Origin of the sequence: Candidatus Acidulodesulfobacterium ferriphilum, assembly GCA_004195035.1 — a bacterium.
In the GTDB taxonomy this organism is placed as follows: domain Bacteria; phylum SZUA-79; class SZUA-79; order Acidulodesulfobacterales; family Acidulodesulfobacteraceae; genus Acidulodesulfobacterium; species Acidulodesulfobacterium ferriphilum.
This window is the reverse complement of record SGBD01000001.1, coordinates 1-20161: the sequence shown is the minus strand read 5'-3', so window position 1 is coordinate 20161 and position 20161 is coordinate 1. Positions and strand designations below refer to the sequence as shown.

General features: G+C 37.2%; 21 protein-coding genes. 12 read left to right on the top strand and 9 right to left on the bottom strand.

Annotated elements, in window-relative coordinates:
* Positions 1 to 92: 92 nt before the first annotated feature.
* From EVJ47_00105 to EVJ47_00090, 4 genes are all read right to left on the bottom strand, one after another.
* Complete coding sequence (locus tag EVJ47_00105) at positions 93 to 881, bottom strand: type III pantothenate kinase (protein ID RZD14728.1); 789 nt, start codon at positions 879 to 881, stop codon at positions 93 to 95.
* A 9-nt stretch (positions 882 to 890) separates the two neighbouring features.
* A complete protein-coding gene (locus EVJ47_00100; protein RZD14727.1) occupies positions 891 to 1718 on the bottom strand; it encodes a biotin--[acetyl-CoA-carboxylase] ligase in 828 nt (275 codons plus the stop codon).
* 130 nt (positions 1719 to 1848) lie between these two features.
* Positions 1849 to 2700, bottom strand: a complete 852-nt coding sequence (nadC, locus tag EVJ47_00095; GenBank protein ID RZD14726.1) for a carboxylating nicotinate-nucleotide diphosphorylase — start codon at positions 2698 to 2700, stop codon at positions 1849 to 1851.
* Positions 2701 to 2724: 24 nt separating this feature from the next.
* Positions 2725 to 3783 carry a hypothetical protein gene (locus EVJ47_00090; GenBank protein RZD14725.1) on the bottom strand — a complete coding sequence of 353 codons (1059 nt, stop codon included), beginning with the start codon at positions 3781 to 3783 and terminating at the stop codon, positions 2725 to 2727.
* A gap of 224 nt (positions 3784 to 4007) precedes the next feature.
* On the opposite strand from EVJ47_00090, the gene EVJ47_00085 reads away from it, so the two are divergent.
* Both EVJ47_00085 and EVJ47_00080 read left to right on the top strand, forming a co-directional pair.
* The gene (locus EVJ47_00085) at positions 4008 to 5096 is read left to right on the top strand and encodes a YjgP/YjgQ family permease (protein ID RZD14724.1); all 1089 of its coding nucleotides are present in this window, start codon (positions 4008 to 4010) and stop codon (positions 5094 to 5096) included.
* 86 nt (positions 5097 to 5182) lie between these two features.
* On the top strand, positions 5183 to 6286 hold the full coding sequence (locus EVJ47_00080) for a YjgP/YjgQ family permease (GenBank protein ID RZD14723.1): 1104 nt from the start codon (positions 5183 to 5185) through the stop codon (positions 6284 to 6286).
* Positions 6287 to 6509: 223 nt separating this feature from the next.
* Here the strand turns inward: EVJ47_00080 and EVJ47_00075 are convergent, their stop codons facing one another.
* Positions 6510 to 7268 (bottom strand): MBL fold metallo-hydrolase, encoded by a 759-nt coding sequence (locus EVJ47_00075; protein RZD14722.1) that lies wholly within the window; start codon positions 7266 to 7268, stop codon positions 6510 to 6512.
* 36 nt (positions 7269 to 7304) lie between these two features.
* Between EVJ47_00075 and EVJ47_00070 the strand changes: the two genes are divergently transcribed.
* From EVJ47_00070 to EVJ47_00040, 7 genes are all read left to right on the top strand, one after another.
* Complete coding sequence (locus EVJ47_00070; protein ID RZD14721.1) at positions 7305 to 7913, top strand: DUF4390 domain-containing protein; 609 nt, start codon at positions 7305 to 7307, stop codon at positions 7911 to 7913.
* Between the two features lie 24 nt (positions 7914 to 7937).
* Positions 7938 to 9854, top strand: a complete 1917-nt coding sequence (locus tag EVJ47_00065) for a HAMP domain-containing protein (GenBank protein RZD14720.1) — start codon at positions 7938 to 7940, stop codon at positions 9852 to 9854.
* Complete coding sequence (locus EVJ47_00060; GenBank protein RZD14719.1) at positions 9851 to 11245, top strand: sigma-54-dependent Fis family transcriptional regulator; 1395 nt, start codon at positions 9851 to 9853, stop codon at positions 11243 to 11245. Before EVJ47_00065 ends, EVJ47_00060 begins: the two co-directional genes overlap by 4 nt.
* Before the next feature lie 421 nt (positions 11246 to 11666).
* Positions 11667 to 12950 carry a hypothetical protein gene (locus tag EVJ47_00055; GenBank protein RZD14718.1) on the top strand — a complete coding sequence of 428 codons (1284 nt, stop codon included), beginning with the start codon at positions 11667 to 11669 and terminating at the stop codon, positions 12948 to 12950.
* A gap of 17 nt (positions 12951 to 12967) precedes the next feature.
* Positions 12968 to 13306, top strand: coding sequence for a P-II family nitrogen regulator (locus EVJ47_00050; protein ID RZD14717.1), 339 nt, complete (start codon positions 12968 to 12970; stop codon positions 13304 to 13306).
* A 142-nt stretch (positions 13307 to 13448) separates the two neighbouring features.
* On the top strand, positions 13449 to 14822 hold the full coding sequence (locus tag EVJ47_00045; protein ID RZD14716.1) for an ammonium transporter: 1374 nt from the start codon (positions 13449 to 13451) through the stop codon (positions 14820 to 14822).
* Positions 14823 to 14956: 134 nt separating this feature from the next.
* Positions 14957 to 16057: a PAS domain-containing protein gene (locus EVJ47_00040; protein RZD14715.1), complete on the top strand. Its 1101-nt coding sequence runs from the start codon at positions 14957 to 14959 to the stop codon at positions 16055 to 16057.
* Here the strand turns inward: EVJ47_00040 and EVJ47_00035 are convergent.
* A complete protein-coding gene (locus tag EVJ47_00035) occupies positions 16054 to 16536 on the bottom strand; it encodes a hypothetical protein (protein RZD14714.1) in 483 nt (160 codons plus the stop codon). The two genes, EVJ47_00040 and EVJ47_00035, sit on opposite strands and share 4 nt — an antisense overlap.
* An 86-nt stretch (positions 16537 to 16622) precedes the next feature.
* Here EVJ47_00035 and EVJ47_00030 point away from each other — a divergent pair, with 86 nt between their 5' ends.
* From EVJ47_00030 to EVJ47_00020, 3 genes are all read left to right on the top strand, one after another.
* Complete coding sequence (locus EVJ47_00030; GenBank protein RZD14713.1) at positions 16623 to 16952, top strand: DUF721 domain-containing protein; 330 nt, start codon at positions 16623 to 16625, stop codon at positions 16950 to 16952.
* 400 nt (positions 16953 to 17352) lie between these two features.
* On the top strand, positions 17353 to 17775 hold the full coding sequence (locus tag EVJ47_00025; GenBank protein ID RZD14712.1) for a hypothetical protein: 423 nt from the start codon (positions 17353 to 17355) through the stop codon (positions 17773 to 17775).
* 92 nt (positions 17776 to 17867) lie between these two features.
* Positions 17868 to 17999 (top strand): prepilin-type N-terminal cleavage/methylation domain-containing protein, encoded by a 132-nt coding sequence (locus EVJ47_00020; protein RZD14711.1) that lies wholly within the window; start codon positions 17868 to 17870, stop codon positions 17997 to 17999.
* Between the two features lie 33 nt (positions 18000 to 18032).
* Here the strand turns inward: EVJ47_00020 and EVJ47_00015 are convergent, their stop codons facing one another.
* The 3 genes from EVJ47_00015 to EVJ47_00005 are packed head-to-tail and all read right to left on the bottom strand — an operon-like array spanning position 18033 to position 19799.
* Positions 18033 to 19094, bottom strand: a complete 1062-nt coding sequence (locus EVJ47_00015) for a site-specific integrase (protein RZD14710.1) — start codon at positions 19092 to 19094, stop codon at positions 18033 to 18035.
* 2 nt (positions 19095 to 19096) lie between these two features.
* Entirely contained in the window at positions 19097 to 19324 is a 228-nt protein-coding gene (locus tag EVJ47_00010; GenBank protein ID RZD14709.1) for a DNA-binding protein, read from the bottom strand.
* A 34-nt stretch (positions 19325 to 19358) separates the two neighbouring features.
* Complete coding sequence (locus EVJ47_00005; GenBank protein ID RZD14708.1) at positions 19359 to 19799, bottom strand: hypothetical protein; 441 nt, start codon at positions 19797 to 19799, stop codon at positions 19359 to 19361.
* Positions 19800 to 20161 lie beyond the last annotated feature (362 nt).

The following is a 20161-nucleotide window of genomic DNA, read 5'->3' as shown; positions in this document are numbered from 1 at the left end:
AAAAAATAAAGGAAAATAAAGGTGTCAGATTTATTTATTTTAAAATGCTTTAATCCAGAAAATAATTTTCTATCGGCAGTTTTGGGTTATTATTAATTATTGTTTAAATCGTATAAATATTTTATGCCCTTGAGCGTCCAGTATTCGTCGAGGATTTTTTTCGCTTTTATGCAGGTGTCGTCAAAAATTAAACCTGAATATCCCCCCGTAAAAATAACATTTAAGTTATTGATGTCGCAGTTATAATAATCGCAAATATTTTCGATAAATCCCTCAATCAGGAATATAGTTCCGTAATATACCCCCGACATTATAGACATTTCGGTATTTGTCCCTACCGGACTTTGCGGCTTTACCGTATTTTTTGTAATATTTATAAGAGGAAGTTTTTCGGTTGACCTGTGAAGGCAGGCGGCAAGCGAAGATATTCCTGGGAAAATAATTCCGCCCAAAAAATCCCCCTTTTCATTTACTGCATCGATAGTTAAGGCAGTTCCTGAATCTACGACGATTTGAAATTTTTGGCTCGTAAAATGGGCATAACTTATGTCGGCAATCCTATCGGAACCTAATCGTTCGGGGTTTTCCGCGCAAATACGGATATTTAATTTTATTTTCGATGAAATAAATAAAGGGTCTATTTTAAATTTTTTGAAAAAATCTTTATAAACCAGGTCAACACTTGGAACGACCGAAGAGATGGAAACCCCCTCTATATCTTTTAAATCGAATAAATCAAAATTTTTAGAAAAATTTTGATTTAAATCTTTAGCGCAAGCCATGGAGGATGTATTTACCCTGAATGTTTTAACTATATTGCCTTCCGTATCGAATATTCCAAAAACGGAAGATAAATTACCGATGTCGCATGCTAATAACATAGAAAGAGCTTAAAGATATATTTCGCCCGAAACAACCTTCTCGAGTTCATTTTCGCCCGTCTTTAAAAGAAGAGCGCCTTTTGAATCTATTCCGACAACCTGTCCTTTAACCCTCTTGTCTTTAATATTTATCTCGATTTCTTTGCCTATCATGTTAAAGTATTTTTGGTAATATTGAAGAACGGACGACAAGCCTGTGGATAAAAACATTTCATAATATTTATCGAATTTGTTAAGGATAGAAGTAATAAGTTTGTTTCTATTTAGAAGGCCCGTAAATCCGTCTGTTTTTTTTGATTCTATTAAAAGGGATGTGGCAATATTTTTTATGCCGTCTTCTATATCATTTTCTTCGGCATTCACATTTATTCCGATGCCGACTATAATATGCTCTATTATCATATTTTGCGTGCTCATCTCGGTTAATATTCCGGAAACCTTTTTTGAGTCTATAAGGATGTCGTTAGGCCATTTAATTTGAGGCTTTAAAGAGGCAACCTCCGCAATTGCGTCTGCAACCGAAACGGCGGCCAAAATAGTCATTCCTTGAGCAACTTCAGGGCTGAATTTAGGTTTTAATATTATGGACATATATATATTGCAGCCGCACGGGGATGTCCAGATTTTTCCGTTTCTCCCCCTTCCCTTTTCTTGATAATCCGATATTACGACGCTGCCGTTTTTTACCCCTTTAGCCGAAAGTTCCCTTGCCAATGTGTTGGTAGAATCCACTTTTTCTTCATAATATATGTTCTTGCCGATAAAAGAACCCTTCAGATTTTTTTTAATTTCAAAAATGTCGATATAATTCATATCTTTCAAATCAGTTTCATCCATTTTTTTATAACCCCTAAAACTTTTAGAAATTTATTTATAATTAATAAAAATTAATAAAAAAAGCACAACCAACCGTTATAACCGTCAACCCCGTAGGTTATATTTTACACTATTTTAATTTAAAATTTAACTAAATAATAAAATTCAAGGAGAAATCTGCAGGCACTATCGAATTGGTCAGCGAACCCATAGAGATATAATCTACTCCGGAATCTTGCGCTATTTTTCTTAATTTGCTTACGGTTATATTGCCCGAAGCTTCCGTTAAGGACTTGCCGTTTATAAGATTAACGGCGCTTTTCATGGTAAAGACATCCATATTGTCAAGCATAATTATATCGGCTCCGCCTTCGAGGCATTCTTTTACCTCGTCTAAAGTAGATGCTTCCACTTCTATTTTAAAATTAAATCCCGAACGGTAATCCCTTACCATCTTTAAGGCATTTTTTATGCCGCCGGCTAATTTAATATGGTTGTCCTTTATTAATATCCCCGATGACAGGTCGAACCTGTGATTTTCAGCCCCCCCTGTCTTAACGGCATATTTTTGGAGCAGCCTTAACCCGGGGATTGTTTTTCTTGTGTCCAAAACTTTTGTTTTAAGCCCTTCGAGCTCTTTCCCCGCTAAGTTTGCGATTGTTGCAATTCCCGATAAGTGCTGAATAAAATTGAGGGCAGTCCTTTCCGCATAAAGTATAACGCTCGCTTTTGCTTTTAAAAATATTATCTCTTGAGATTTCGAAACATAATCGCCCTCTTGAACCAAAAAATTTATTTCATAATTATTTTTGGAGACTATGTCGAAAACCATCGAGAATATTTGCAGGCCGCAAACAATGCCGTTCGATTTTGAGGTAACGGTGCAGCTGATTTCGGGATCGTTTTTTAGGGTAACGGCATCCGTCGTAATATCTCCGCCCTTTATATCTTCGCTTAAAGCGCCATATATGAGAGGTTTTACCTGGGATTCGAATAAACGCATATTTTTGGCTTATATGGCGCGTTATTAATTGCTTAACGCCGTCTGCTTAATTTTTTCTATCTCTTCCTTGACAAGCCTTTCGATAATTTCGGGCAGTATGTTCTTTATATTGTCAATTACTTGAGGCTTAATTTCTTCCAGTGTTTTTTGTATCGAATTTTTTAATAATGCGTCCAATTTTAACAGGCTCTGCTCGTCTAAAATTTCCAATTTTAACCCCCCTTCGGTTGTAATTTTATTTTCAGTTATAATATTTTCTTCCAGATTTATAATGTTTTTATTTAATTCCCGAACAGGCTCCTCTACCGTTTTATTAAGTTTTTCAGGCTCTTCGAATACCCCGCCTTCGGCAGGCAAAGCAGGTTCTTGGGCTTCAAGGCTTTCTTCCGGCATTTTAACGCCGGTCCCCGGCTCATCCTTTTTGTTAAGTTTCTGAAATTCTTCAAAGATGGCGTCGTCTTTAAAAAGATTTTCAAAAGCCTGGCTTAATTCTGCGGAATCGATGTTGACCACATTGTTTGAATATATGCCGAAAGAATCGTTTTCACCCGCTTTTTCTACGTCTTCGGTTTCGGCAGGAGTTGCGGGTACGGGAGCTGCAGGAGCCGGTTCCGCTTTTGCCGGAGATTCAGGCGCTTTTTTATCCGCTTCTTTAGTTTCGAATGACGAAATATCGTATATTTTTTCCCCCGTTTTTTCGGGGATGTCTATAATGCCCAGTATTCTTTTTATTTTTGAAAGAAAAACCTCTTTTTCAAACGGCCTGTATATAAATCCGTTAACCCCGTCCTTGATAAGAAGCTCCCTTTCGTTGTCCGACAAATCGGAAGGAACTAAAAGAATAAGAGGAATCCGGGAGAGATCGGCGTTATTTTTAATTTCGGAAACATTTCCCTTAACTTCGGTATTGACCGAATTATAACTTAATATAATAATATCAGGATGAAAATCTTTAGCTATTTTAAATAAAGACGACGGTTCGCTAAGCGGATTTAAATTGAAGTCAGAGTTATTTATGAATATGGTTGAAACAGCCTTTTGCATCGAATCGCTATCATCGATAAAAATTACATTATATGCCATTATGACCTCCCATATATTAATGCCGCCTGCATTTTCCTTTGCGGGCTAAGGAAATTAATGCTTTAAAATATACGCGGTTTTTGTTATACTGATAACGGTTATTTTTTTAATGTTTTAAGATTAATTTTAATATTATTAAATAATATAGTCAATAATTTATTATTTTAGCATAAATTAATTTTAATATTTTTTATAGAAACGGGGGATTTTTTTATTAATAAGTTATGTCAACAATAGACAGATACATATTTAAACAATTTATCCCTCCTTTTATATTCGGACTTTTAATATTTACCTTCAGTATTACGATAAACCGGATTTTATTGCTTACCCAGATGGTGCTTAATAAGGGGGTCAGCATAACCGCCGTACTAAAGCTTGCCAGTTTAACGATACCCGATTTCATGATAATAACCCTTCCGGTATCTTTTTTGCTTGCGGTATTGACGGTTTTCGGGAAAATGACGCAGGATAACGAAATTATGGCATTAAAGGTTTCCGGCGTCTCGATTTTTAAACTGACGAAGCCGGTCCTTCTTTTTGCCTTGATACCGCTTGCAGTTTCAATTTTATTTTCTTTTTATATGGCTCCGAGATTTAACTTTTTTTTCAGGGTGCTTGCGGTAAAAGAATTTAAAAAAGCGGCGCTTTCGGCATTAAAAAAAAATGCTTTTACGGATAAATTCGGAAAATTAAAAATTTTTGTCAGGGATGTCAACACGAACAAATCTACCTTAAAGGGTATTTTTATACTGAACAGGGTGCATAATACGCCCGAAACCCTGATTGCCAAAAGCGGCGCTATCGTTTATAACCAAAAACAAAATACCCTGTATTTTTATTTAAAAAACGGCATAATTCAAAATCAAGACCCGAATTCTAAAAATTTTTGGATATTGCATTTTAACACATATAAGATAAATATAAAATTAAAAGGGCTGTCGTTTCCGGGTAAAAACGGTTCCGTTCATTTTATGACATTTCCCCAACTCGCAAGAAGGTATTTATCGGAAAAGGATAGCAAGATAAAGAATATTTATCTCATATACTTATACAAAAAGATTGCCATTCCCCTTGCCACAATACTGTTTGTATTTATCGGCATGTCCCTCGGGATGTTTCTTGAGAAAAGAAGTCTGTTTCTGGCAATTTCCTATACGATAATAATTGTGACGGCTTATTATATTTTATTCACATCGGGGTTTTATCTGTCGCTAAGAAATCAAATAAATCCGGTTATAGGCGTTTGGGGGGCGGATTTGTTTCTTTTTGTTTCAGGCTTTATATTGTATTTAAGGACACTTTTAAGATAATGCGATAAAATAATATGAAAATAAAAATAAATTGTCATTCCCGCGTAGGCGGGAATCCAGCTTTTAAGATAATGAGATGAAATAATATGAAAATAAAAATATTGCAAAGATATTTATTGGCCGAATTTTTAAAATATTTGGCTGTCGCCCTTTTAAGCTTAGCCGCTTTTTATATCGTGGTGGATTTTATTTCTAATATAGGCGCATTCACAAAGCATTCTCCAGACGCCGGTTATGTGATTCTATATTTTTTATATAAACTTCCGGAAATAATTTACAGGGTGCTTCCGTTATCCGCCCTCTTATCGACCCTGCTTACCATAACATTTTTGAATAAAAACAATGAAATAATGCCTGTAAAGTCTTCGGGTTTAAGTATGTTTAAGTTCTTTATGCCGTTAATTTTGACCGGAATTATAATATCGATGTCTTCTTTTTTTCTTTCGAATTTTATTGCCGTTAAGACCAATATACTGAGAAGGTTCGTAATGCAAAGATATATCAACAAAAATTCGTCCTATGATATAGATTCCGTATATAAATACAGGACAAAGGACATTATGATTCATTACAAAAAATACATTATTACGGCAAAATCTCTGGATCCGTCAAAGAAGGTAATTAAGGGCGTCAATATTTACGTATTCGATGGCGATTTTGTCTTAAATAAAAGATATATAGCGGAAGAGGGGTATTTTAAACATAATAATCTCGAGTTAATTAACGGGCGGTTAGACAAATTCGAATTTAAAAATAAATCCGAATTTTCGGAAAAATTTTTTAAAAATGTGGAAATGCCTATTAATTTAAACTTAAATTTTTTTAAATCTTACACCCTGAAACCGGAATTTCTTTCTATAACCAGCCTGTCAAAAATGCTTACGGTCGCAAAAAAAACGGAATCGGGCGTCAGTTATATTCTTACCGGTTTTTATTCCAAATTATCCTACCCGGTAATAAACCTGATTCTTATACTTATCGGCATTTCCGTTGGATTATTGCTGGAAAAGAAAGGCGGCACGCCTATTGCGATAGGAATAAGCATCGTATTTGCCTTTACATGGTGGATTGTTAATTCCATTGCCCTGTCGCTCGGGGAGTCCTCCCAGCTGAATCCGCTTTTAGCCGCGTTTATGGCGGATATTATATTTTTATTATTTGCCGTATATCTTATGGCAGATATAGATTAACTAAGGCGGCAAATGCGGTTATCTTTCCCCAATTGTCCAACCCGCTTCAGCGGGAAAGTCCTTGAAGGACTTCATATACGCGCTCACGCGTGCTTATCTTCGCATGCCGAAGATGCGTAAGCGCGTGACGCAGTGCGAAAGCGAAGCGTTAATCCAGATTTACTTAACATTGGAATATATAAAAATTTTCTAAATCTGGGTTTGGGCAGTTAGGGCGCGGTATTTATACCTCGAAGGTTAATCCGTCATAGGCGGGTATAAAATTCCCATTTGCGCCGTATTTTTTAATTTCTTCGTAGTCGATATTGTGTCCCATATGGGTAAAGTAAGTTCTGACGGGATTTATTCTTCTGGAAACGGTTATCGCTTCATCAATGCTTAAATGCGTCGGGTGCGGTTTATATCTCAGGGCGTCAATCATCAATACCTTTAAGCCGCTTAATAATTTAAAAGATGTTTCCGGTATTTTTGAAACATCGGTAATATATGCAAAATCGTTTATTCTATATCCGTTTATTATGTCTTCGCCGTGGTAAACGGGAACAGCCGTTATGCTTAACCCGTTAATTTCAATCCTGCCTTTTAATATATTCGGCGTAAGGTTAGGCTTGCTTGAAAGCGTTTTCTCTTTAAATATATAATCGAATTTATTTTCGATGAAATGTATCGCTGTTTCGGAGGCATATATGGGTATCGGGGCATTTTTAATGTAGTTAAACATCCTTAAATCGTCTATTCCGAAAAGATGGTCCGCGTGGGTGTGGGTATATAGGACGGCATCGATGTTTTTTACATTTTCCTTTAGCGCTTGGGTTCGTAAATCGGGAGGCGTGTCGATTAAAATATTCAGGTTATTTTCCGACACGAGAATCGACGGCCTTAGTCTTTTGTTTCTTGGATTGTCTGATGTGCAAATTTTGCAATTGCATCCGATTAACGGAACCCCCGTTGAAGTGCCGCAGCCTAATACTAATACTTTCATATTTTTTTATGATACAATAAAATCTATCTTAAGTAAATGATTAAGGCAGGATTAAGAATGAAAAAAAAGGAAAAGGCTGTGCCGTTTTTAATTAAGTTTATTATATTTCCGGCGATTTTTGCCGCTGTCTTATTCCCCCCCCTGAAAGCTTTCGGGATGGCGAAAATCTCGGATGTAATAGTAACATCCTATAATAAAAACAGCGTTATTTTATATTTTAAAGTAAGCAACGCTTTTAACGAAGACTTAAAAAAAGCTATTTTAAGCGGGTTTCCCGTCAAATTCCGATTTTATGTTAAGGTGCGGGCGGAACCGGGCGGGAGGGTTTTATACGACCGTGTTTTAGTAAATTCTATAAAATACGATGAGCTGAATAATTATTTCATTATAAGATATAATTACATGGGTAAATTCGGCAAAAGATTAATAGCGAGGTCGTTTAGCGGCGCATTAGCCTATATGTCTAAGGTTCAAAATTTGCGTGTACGGGCCAAAAGAAATTTCAGGCCGGGCCGCAAATACGAGATAATTATAAGAGGAGTTTTAGGCACATTCCATATCCCGTTTCCTCTTAATTATATCCCGTTTTTTACAGGTTATTTCCTGATGACCACAAATACATACAGCCTTAAATTTATTTATTAAACTTATTTTTTAACAATATACAAGATGAAAGATAAAGGCAAATCGATCGAAAAAATCAGGATAAGAAGAGAGATTATATTTATAATCGTAACGGTATTTCTGATAATAATCTCAACCTTTGCGGAAATCAGGATGATTTCTTTTACGAATACATCCTTAACATCCAAGATTATCGTTTACGCTTACATAAATATAACCGTAATCCTGTTTTTATTTATGCTCTTTTTAGTCATAAGGAATGTAATCAAACTCCTTATAGAAAGAAAAATGAAGGTTACGGGGGCAAAATTAAGGACAAAGCTGGTTTCTTTGTTCGTGATAGTCTCTCTTGTTCCATCCGTGTTTATGTTCGTCGTAATAGTCGCAACCGGTTTTGCCGCCAATATTATCAACAAGTGGTATGCCCCAAAAATAGAAAAGGCAATGGATTACTCAATCGACATCGCAAGATTTTACCATAAACATAATGCGGGCGGGCAGGAAAAGATTGTCCGCAAGATATACTGGCTCTCTAATTTTTACAAAGAATATTCGCAGATACGGTTCATGAAAAATCCTATGGAAACGACTTACCTTATATTTTTTTCCATATTTACCCTTATTATTTTATTTATTTCTTTATGGGTGGGATTTTACCTGTCAAAAAAGTTGACAAAGCCGATAATAGACCTGGTGGAGGGAACCAAAAAGGTGGCTGCGGGGAATCTGGATACCTCGGTTCCCGCCGGTTCCGACGATGAAATAGGGATGCTTATAGATTCTTTTAATGTCATGGCTAAGGATTTAAGTAAAAATAAGCAGGTAATAGAAAAGGCTAATCTTGATTTGCGAAAGGTTAACGAAGAAATAGATAGAAGAAGAAAATATATGGAAATAATTCTTAAAAATATTCATGCCGGCGTCATTGCCATAGACAAGACCGGTAAAATTAGAAATATAAATAATGCCGCCGAGAATATGTTCGACTTAAATTCTAAAAAGTCCGTCAACCTTCATTATAAAGATGTTTTCGATAAAACGGCGTTTTCGGATATAAGGGGCATGATAAAAGATTTGGCAGGAGAGGATAAAGAAAGCATAACAAAAGAGGTAAAACTTAATGTTAAAAGCGGCGTGAAGGTTTATATCGTAAATCTGACGGTTATGAAAGACGAATTAAATAATTATATAGGTTTTATCATCGTTTTAAACGATACGACGGATATGATGAAGGCACAGAGGGTTGCGGCATGGGAGGAGGTTGCGAAACGCATGGCGCACGAAATAAAAAATCCCCTGACCCCGATTAAGCTTTCGGCCGAAAGGCTTAAGAGAAAATTTGGCGGAAAGGCAGGCAATGAAGATTTGATTTTTAATGAAATGGTAGATACCATTATTAAAGAGGTCGGCGATTTAAAAAACCTTGTAGATGAATTTTCGCTTTATGCAAGGCTTCCCGAGGCTAATTTTGAATACATAAATGTAAACTACTTGATTAACGATGTCGTACCGCTTTATAAAAATGCCCATAAAGATATAGAATTCATCACGAATCTTGACGGAGATTTGCCGGAAGTCTATATAGACAAACAACAGATGAAGCGGGCATTTATGAATATAATCGATAACGGAGTGTACAGCGTTTTATTAAAACGGCAGGGCAGAAAAGAATCCGCCGGATATAGCGGCAGAATAACGATTTCGACGAAAAAAGATGCGGATAAAAATATCGTCCGCATAGTTTTTGCGGATAACGGAACGGGCATGGAAGGCGAGGTTATGCAAAATATGTACGAGCCTTATTTTTCTACAAAGCAGGGCGGAACAGGTTTAGGACTTGCCATAACTAAAAATATAATGGTCGAGAACAACGCTCAGATAAGAGCGGAAAACAACGAAGACGGCGGGGCAAGTTTTATCATAGAATTAAAGCCTGGCGAGGGGAGGGTGAAAATAAAGTGAAACTTATTTTAATAATAGACGATGAAGAAAGCATAAGAAAGTCTCTGGAAGGTATTTTGACGGACGAGGGATACAAAGTCATATCGGAAGGAAGCGGCGAAGCTGGTTTCAAGGCTTTTAACGAAATCTCTCCAAATGCGGTTTTATTAGACATCTGGCTTCCGGGCAGAGACGGGGTCAGTATTTTGAACGATATGGTTAAAGCAAATAAAAATATCCCCGTTATTATGATTTCAGGCCATTCCGATATCGATACCGCCATAAAAACCATAAAAATGGGAGCGTATGATTTTATAGAAAAACCCTTATCGCTCGACAGGGTTCTTATCGCCGTCGAAAATGCCGTTAAATACAACAGCGTCAGCGAAAAAAAGATAATAATGGCAAACAGCCTTTCGGGCGGTTTTGAACTTATAGGGGAGTCCGATAGCATTAAGTTTTTAAAAGAAAAAATATTGAAGGCGGCACAGGCTGAGGCACCCGTTTTAATTACGGGAGAAAACGGAACAGGAAAAGAGATGGTCGCAAGGGCGCTCCATTTAAGCAGTTCAAGGAAAGAAGAGCCTTTCATTGCAATTAATTGCGCCGCCATACCCGAAGAACTCATAGAAAGCGAGATTTTTGGATACGAAAAGGGAGCTTTTACAGGCGCTAATAGTAAAAAAAGGGGGAAATTCGAACTTGCCGACGGCGGAACATTATTTCTCGATGAAATAGGGGATATGAGTTTAAGGATGCAGTCAAAAGTTTTAAGGGTTTTACAGGATAAGAAATTTCAAAGGGTCGGCGGCGAAACGGAGGTCGAGACAGATACGAGGGTTATAGCCGCGACAAATAAAGACCTCGAAAAGGAGATGGCGGCGGGCAGGTTCAGAAGCGATTTATTTTACAGGCTGAATGTTATCCCGTTTTTTATTCCGCCCTTAAGGGATAGAAGGGAAGATATTCCTTTATTGATTAATTATTTCATTAAAAGTTTCGGAAAGGCGCAGATGTTGGAAATAGACGAACGCGCGATGAATGTGTTGAAAAATTATGATTGGCCGGGCAATGTCAGGGAATTAAAAAATATTATCGAAAGGTTTTCCATTTTTAATTCGCAAAATAAAATAACCGAAGAGGATGTGCTGAACGAATTAAAAATTAAAAATGATGAATACAGCATTAGCATTAATAAAGATAACAATAAAAACGATATTGAAAAATATGCCGGCAGAGATATAAATTCCTTCAAGGAAGCAAAAGAGGCATTTGAAAAACGCTATTTAACGAGCAAGCTTAAAGAAAACGATAATAATATTACAAAAACAGCTGAAAATATCGGCATGAGCAGGAGAAATCTGCAAAAAAGAATGGCGCGGCTTTTTATCCATTTTTTGCCTAAAAATTAATCAATAAAAAGATGTTTTATTAATATGACTATTTTTATAGCATATTTTAAATTAATCCAGCCTTATTTATCTGCAAAACTGTATTAAATCCAGCTTTTTTAATCTGGCATAAGTTTTGCTTATCATATTGTAACCCTTTAGCTTTACCTCCAATTGTAAATTTTCAGGGTTTTGACCGGCGCCGGTAAATTTGTTTCAAATGAATGTAAAAATGTAAAATTGTTAATTAATCCCAAATCCAGATTTAGGATTTTATACTCTGGATTCCCGCTTTTGCGGGAATGACAATGCAGTGATTTATCATTTCACCCGTTAGGTGTCATTCCCGCGAAAGCGGGAATCCAGTGTTATTTAGCATTAAAACTTATAAATATTTTCTAAATCTGTATTTGGGTCAATCATTAATCGGGAGAATTATTTTATGAGAATTAAGTTAAAATTAGCAACATTCTTTAGTTTTTTGCTTTTCAGCATCTTTTTAACGGCTGCAACCGTCAAAAATTCTTACGCGGACAGCGCTTCTTCTTATTTTTCGAACATCCAGCTCTTAGGCACCTTAGTATCGTCTTATACATACAACTTTGCGAAATCAACAGGCTATAACGGCAATTACGGCGATAACTGGCAGTCCGACGGTTTCGCGGTCAATAATGCCGATATAACGCTCAGGCGTTCGCCGGGGACTTCTTCCAATCCTTACGGCGTCGGTTTTCATATATCGCTGGATTTTGGGCAGAATATCCAGTTTTATAAGGCTTATTACGGCAACCTGTCCTATTTTACCGAGCCTTTTCAGCAAAGAACGCCTTACGACATAAGGAAAGCATATATTAACATAAACCTGCCTGTAGGAAGCGGGCTCGATATCCATATCGGAAAGGAAAACGAACTTCTGGGCTTCGAGGCGTTTAATCCGATAAGAAACTGGAACGATACATATTCGCTTCTCGATGCCGCAGAGCCGTCAACCTTGACCGGCGTGTTTTTCACCTATAACTTTATCCCTCAGCTGACATCGACTCTTGGAATAGCAAATACGATAAATGCCGTAAGCCCGATAGATAATTTGCCTGTTATAGAGCTGAACGAAAGCTATACCCCTGTCAGCCCGCTAACATTTAACGGAGGGTTTATCTACGGAGCAAACAGTTATTTTATAGCAAATAATACTTTGTATCAGGATAACTTGAATAAATCGGTTTACAGTTATATAGATGCGCAATACAGCCCAACCAACGACTGGTCTTTTGTTTTGGATTATGAGCTGGGTTTAGGAGGCGGAATAAGTAATTCGGTATTCGCAGATAACGGAATAGGAATACCGCCGGCTAATGTTGTCTATCCTGCTTTGGTTCAAACCTCGAACTCGACTTATGATAAATCGAGATTTTCCGGAATTGCGGGCTACATTCATCACCAGCAGACTTACGGCTTTGGACAGGTGGCGGAAACCTTAAGAGAAGTAGCCGCATATGACCAGAACGGTTTATGGGAGATGACGAGCACCCCCGGAACGGGCTATACATATATCGATTCTACATTGACGCTTGCCTATACGCCGTCTTTTAAAGGGTTTAAAAATATACAGTTCAGGTTTGAGCTTGAGCATCAAGGGGCAAATCACGATGTTTATTTAGATTCAGCGGGCAACCCGACCCATTCGCAGCAAAATACAATGAATTTAATGGTTTTATACAGTTTTTAAAAAAAGGAGGTGAAAAAATGAAAAAGATTGAAGCTATAATTAAACCTTTTAAACTCGACGATGTGAAAGAAGCGCTTAACAAAATAGGAATACACGGAATAACCGTTACGGAGGTTAAGGGCTTTGGAAGGCAGAAAGGTCATACGGAACTGTATAGAGGCGCCGAATATAGGGTTGATTTCGTCCCCAAGGCAAAGCTCGAGATAATATGTTCCGACGAGGTCGCGGGAGATATAATCTCGGCTGTCGAAAAAAGCGCAAAGACGGGCAATATCGGGGACGGAAAGATATTCGTATCGCCGGTAGAAGAGGTTGTAAGGATAAGAACCGGAGAAAAAGGGGAGTTGGCTATTTAGTTTGCGGTTGGTTTGCAGGAAAAATAAACTGTCGTTCCTGCGAAAGCGGGAAAGTTTAGGAGAAACTTCACGAGGCTGAAAGCCGAGAGCGAAGCGATAATCCAGATAAATTATAAATTTGAAGGAGGAAAAAGGAAAAATTATGAATCTGAATCTGCTTAAATATTTTAAAAATTTTAAAATACCGTTAAGTCCGTTAACATTCGCATGGTCGTTAATAGGCGGTCTGTCTTTAGTTTTATTTTCATGGGTAAGCCCTGTTTTTGCCGCCGCTTCCAAGGTTCCGGCATTCAGCGCGGGCAATACCGCATGGGTTCTGGCTTCAACGGCTCTCGTATTGATTATGACGCCGGGGCTTGGCTTTTATTACGGCGGTATGGTCAGGAGAAAAAATGTTTTAAATACTATATCGCTCAGTTTTATTACAATTTGTACGGTTAGCGTTATCTGGATTTTATGGGGTTATTCTTTGGCTTTCGGACCGGATGCTTTTGGCGGGATTATCGGAAATTTTAAGTATATCGGTTTATTTGCAATGAAGGAAGTACAGCATTCAAGATATGACGGTACGATACCTTCATATATTTATGTTATGTTTCAATTGATGTTCGCGATAATAACGGTTGCGTTGGTAAGCGGTTCGCTCGTCGAAAGAATAAAGTTTTCTTCATGGGTTGTTTTTACGATAGTATGGCTTACCGTGGTTTATGCCCCGGTAGCTCAGGCGGTTTGGGGGATAGGAGGAATATTCCAAAAAATGGGCGCCCTCGATTTTGCGGGCGGAACCGTCGTCCATATCGATTCCGGTGTTGCCGGACTTGCAGGCGCGCTTGTTCTGGGAAAAAGAAAAGGATATATGAAGGAAAACATAGTTCAGCCGAACCAGCTGGGTTATACGATATTGGGCGGAGCTCTTTTATGGTTCGGATGGTTCGGTTTTAATGCGGGAAGCGCGCTGGAAGCCAGTCCGCTTGCGACATCCGCATTTTTGGTAACGAATACCGCCACAGCTGCGGCGGCTTTGGGCTGGATGATTGCCGAATGGATAAGAAGCGGAAAACCCACAACCTTGGGCATGGTTTCGGGCGCCGTTGCAGGGCTTGTCGCGATAACCCCCGCATCAGGATTCGTTAATCCGATAGCTTCGATAGTAATCGGCTTTGTTGCAGGCGTTATATGTTATTCGATGGTTGTTTATGTTAAACCTAAACTCGGTTACGACGATGCCCTCGACGCATTTAATGTTCACGCTATAGGCGGGGCATGGGGGGCATTGGCTACGGGCTTGTTTGCGGACCCGCTTATTAACTCTGCTGGAAGAGGGTTGTTTTACGGGAATCCGGGGCAGATGTGGATTCAATTTTTAACCGTCATTACCGTTGCCGCCTATTCGTTTACCATGAGCTACATAATATTTAAAGTGATAGACAAGGTTATGGGCTTAAGAGTGGATAAAGAAACCGAGGCAATGGGTCTCGATATCACGCAGCACGACGAAGCGGGATACAACTTCTAAATTTAGATTTAAATCTTATTGAAAAATGGGACAGATTTAAAATCTGTCCCATTTTTATTTATTATTTTTTGATTGTTTGGGGTAGGGCGCCGGTTCTATTCCGCCGTTTTTTTCTTGCGGTTTTTTTGCCGTCAATGTATCATTTTCTTATGGATATAAACACTTTAATTATTAATAATTTAAACCACTCTTTAATCTTATTCGACGAAAACCTTACCTTAAAGTTTTTAAATTTGCCGGCGCAGGAACTTACGGGATATTCCGATAGATTTATAAACAATATAAGCCTGAGCGATTTTTTTTATAATAACAGGTATATAGACGAGCGTGCCTCCGAGGTTATAGAAACGGGAGAGGGTTTTATCGATTTTGAATATAAATTTGAAAATAAGAACCGCAACAGGCGCACGGTTATTTTAGAAATATCTAAAATTGCGGACGAAGATAAGTTTTATGTTATCGTTTCCTTGAAAGATATAACAAGATTTAAGGAAATGGACAATAACATCAAAAACGAAGAAAGGCTTAACGATTTATCGAGATTCATAGCGGAGATGTCGCATGAGATAAGAAATCCGCTTGGCGGCGTCAAGGCAGCTGCTTCTTACCTGAAAAGAAAATTTGATCAGGCATCGTTTGATTTGCAGGCGAACATCAAGGATTTAAATAATTTTTTGGAAATAATAATAAAAGAAGTCGGCAGAATAAACAACCTTATCGAAGACCTTCTGTCTTTATCGAAAAAACATAAGACAAGTAGCGAAAAGGTTAATATCAATAAGATTGTCAATGAAATAATACTGCTGGAGCAGGAAGCGTTGACAAATAAAAATGTGGAAATCATTAAAGAATTCGACCCGAGCCTTCCAAAAATTTATGCGTCCGAAAACGCTTTAAAGCAGGTTTTTTTGAATACTTTAAAAAATGGAATAGAGGCGGTAAAACCGGAAACTAAGGGTATAATAAAAATTATTACAAAGCTGGATTATACGAGAAACAGTCCAAAATTCTTAAAAATAGAATTTACGGATAATGGCTGCGGGATAAGCAAAAAGGATATTAAAAATCTATTCGTTCCGTTTTTTACGACAAAAGAAAAGGGGAGCGGACTCGGTCTTGCCATCAGCCAGAAGATAATTTACGAACATAACGGATTTATTAATATAGACTCCGTTAAAAATCACGGAACAACCGTAACCGTCTATCTTCCGATCGAGAAAAGAAAATATTCCTAAAACAGCTTCGGCAAAAAAGCGGGCAGATTTACGATGTTATAATATTCAAGAGTATAAGCGCCAGCTGCTATTAACAACAGAATTAATATTAGCAGTATTACGATTTTAAGGGGATTTATTTTTTTATTGTCTGAAGTATTTTTAGGTTTTTCATTTTTATTGCTTTCGTTTTCTTTATTTTCCTGATTTAGCGAGCCGTCTATTTCTTGTATAACCCTTTTCATAAAGTCGCTGACCTCGATGATGTCTTTATCGCCTTCAAGGTTTTTTTTCGTTTCCGACGCAGGTTCATTTTCGGGCTGAGAAACCTTTTCATGTTTATAGTCCTGTTCAGGCTCGTCTTTAATTGCCCCCTGTTCTCTATCGATAACAAAAACATTCGCGCATGACCTGCATCTTACCTTTACATTACCTTTGGGCATTAAAGATTCATCGATATCGTACGATGTTCCGCAATAAGGGCAATAAATACGCATCATAATTATATACCTTTACCTTTTAATAAATTTGGAGATATATTAATATTATTGAAAATTTTTATATTATAAGCAATAATAATATAATTATGAACGCAAATCAACAATTAAATTTAAAAGATATTCTTTTAAAAGCGCTAAGAAGCAAACTCAATTTTTCCGACTACATTGCCTTAATGTTATATGAAAATTGGGGAACTATCTGCGGCGCCGAAATAGGGAAAAAAACCAAACCAAAGGCGTTTAATAAAGATATTCTGACGGTTAGCGTCGATAACCCTGTTCTTTTGTTTGAACTCGGGTTTAATAAAGAAGACTTGATAAGCAAAGTCAACGACTATCTTTTTTCTTTGGAAAAGAAAAAAATATTTGCGGAAAAGCGCATAACCGTCAGAGATATCAGGTTTATCAATAACTGATATTTGCTCCTCGCTTAAGCCGCCTCAGGGCTGATATTTTTATTTTTTTTACAAATTAACAAATTTTGTAATTGAATATGACAATTTTTGTCATGGGCAAAATATCATATAAGTTATTAAATTAATTATTAAAATTTATTTATTATTTTTATCCTCCGAAATTTCCCAATTTTCATTGACAATATTTGTCATTTTATAATATGATTAACTTTAAATTTATATTTTAATATAAATTAAAGTTTTAATATTAATGTATTGATTTTAAAGGCATCCAACCGTAAGACCGGTTTTAGTTTGTTTAATTATCGGTATTGGCACAATTATTGCTTTATCATCAAGTATAAATGTAATAATAAAATTGTGCCGGTTATTAAACAAAACTATAAAATCGGGTGCGTTTATGGACAACCTTTATTACAGCGATTTCTTTAATAAGAGGTTTTATAGCTGGCTGAGCGAAGCAGAGGGCGGAGACCTTATCTCTTATATTAATTCGAAAGGGGTGGATGAGCTTGCGGGAGATATAAAAGCATCCGCAGGTTTCGAGGCGGTTTCGTCCTTCGTTAAAAAGTATGCGGAACAGGCAGAAACGAGTAAAGACGCCGGTTTAAGCAATATTTCCGTATCGCTTTTCGGTTCGCTTTGCGGGTTAGAAGGCGCGGACACGGGGGCGCTGGAAAAGATAACGGATGCCGCGGTATCCGCCTTTCAGTCAGGGAGTGAACGCATGCCGTTCACGGGCGGGACGGCAAGAGAGGTGGTTAAAGTTCTTTTAGTGCTTGGCTTAGGCAGCCTGATTTTAAATATGGAAGCGATGCAATAAGGATGTAATAAGGTTTTTAAATTCAAAAAAAACCAAATTAAATGTAATTATGTAATTAAAAGAAAACTAAAAACCAACAAGGAGGTTTTAAAATGAACATTAACAGACTTAAAGGCAAAAAAGGTTTCACCCTTATCGAGCTTTTAATCGTCATCGCCATTATAGGTATCTTGGCGGCGATAGCGATTCCTACGTATTTAAGCTACGTCAATAGGGCAGCCTAATTTCCTTCCGTTTTAATAAATAAAATCAGCAACTTATAAATCTTCAACTTTTCCCTTTTCCTCAAACTGTGACAAAAATGTGACATTTTCAAAAATATCTACGGCTTTTCTCAGGTGCGCAGGCGACAGATGAGCATATCTTTGCGTCATCTTAATGCTCGTATGCCCGAGCAGTTCCGAAACCGAGCTAATATCGACTCCCGCCATAACGAGTATCGAAGCAAACGTATGCCTCAAATCGTGGAACCTGAAATTCTTTATGCCGGACTTTTTTAACGCGCTTTGAAACCCTTCCGTAACGTTCTTGTAAGGCTTTTGTTTATTATTATAAAATACGTAAGGAACGCGCAGATGCCTCGGCAAAGAGCTAAATAGTTTAACCGTTAAATTATTCATCGGTATTTCCCGCCTTTCGCCGTTTTTTGTCCTGTCGAGTAAAATTAATCTGTTTTTTAAATCCACCCTGTCCCATGTCAAGTGCAGGATTTCCGATTTACGCATACCGGTATTTAAAGCCACTAAAACTATCGGTTTTAAATGCGGCGGACAGTTTGAGATTAAGACTTCTATTTCTTCTTTGGTCAGATACCTTAGGATTTTATTTGTGCCGGTTAGGTTTTTAACCCTTCTTACCCTTTGCAAAGCGCTTTCGTCGATCATTTCCCAGTCTAACGCTTTCGTAAACATATGCTTAAATACCGAAAACGTTTTATTTATATAGGATTTTTGATACCCCTTTGCGATTAATTCGCTTTGCAGCTTTTCTATATCGTATATTTTAATATCGTCTAAATATTTAAACCTGTTCATAAAAAAGCAATTTATAGCGGATTTTTTATTGCCGTACGATACCTGTTTTCCGTAAACCCACGCCAAATATTTTTCCGCAAGCTCCGCAAAGGTGAATCTGTTTTCCTTTGCCTCAGGTTCGGCATTTTTAATCGTTTTTCCGTTTACGATTTCAGAGTACCTGTTTGCGTAAACCGCTTCGGCTTGTTTTTTGTTTTTGGACTTCGTGGACTCCCTGTATCTTTTACCGTTTGCGATTATATCCATCCAGTAAAATTCCGACCCTTTTCGTCTGAAGATGCCCATGTTTAATTACACCTCCTTTTCATGGGCACTCCGCCTTTAAGGTTATTATACCCAACAATTGATTTTTTTTCATTAGAATTTACCCATTCGGTTATTTTTTCTTCGTCGAACCTTAAGCTTCCGTTAAGTTTAAAGCAGGGGATAGACCCGTATTCAGCCCACTGGTAAAGCGTCTTCGGGCTTACGCATAACAAATCCGCAACATCTTTAACCGTTAAGAGTTTTTTCATTTATTTATTTTAGGCTCCCTTAAATCCATAAAATTTATTTGTTAATCTTTTTGTAAATTCTATTTAGATAAGTAAAATTTACTTCAATATGATATTTTTCCTTTATGTATTCCGCTAGTTCCCTAAAACTCAGCCCCTTTTTTTCTTTAATTTTATATATTTTGGGCATTAACCTAATGAGCCTATTTTCCTTCAATGCCGGTTTTCTTTTGTTTTTAAGTTTTTTAATCCTTTTTTGAAAAATACCGATAGCTTTGTAGTCGCTGTTAGTTAGGATTCGCCCAGTCGTCCGCTTAGATTGCGCTTCAAGTTCGAGCAGGTTTATAATTTTAGCTAAAGCGGCATTAAGTTTATCGTTAAAATTATCTATATCGATGTTTAAGAGATTTGCCGTTAAGTTAAATGTTTCCTGAAGTATTCTGAATTTGTCTTTGCGGCGATTTAATAAAATTTGCAATTTTTCCGTATCAATCATTTTGAGTAAACCCCCTCTATAATTTCATTTCTGTTGTGTCCGAGTTGCAAGCTTGTTAAATGAACGGCTTCGACATGCGAAAACCCTTTCATTTCAAATTCTTTTATGCAATTTATTGCATAGTTATGCCTTAATGCGTGAATTGACCCGGTATCCCCTAATACCTTGCGGATTTCATAATTTATCTTACTCCCAGTAACGGCATCGCCGAATTTTTCTATATTATTTTCTTTTAAAAATATTTTAATATCGGTAATTAAAGACTTGTCAGCGATTTCGGATATTGTCCTATCCTTGCCGCCCTTTCCGCCGTAAACGTTGATATTATTGTTAGTAATGCTATCTGGCTTTAAACCTAATTT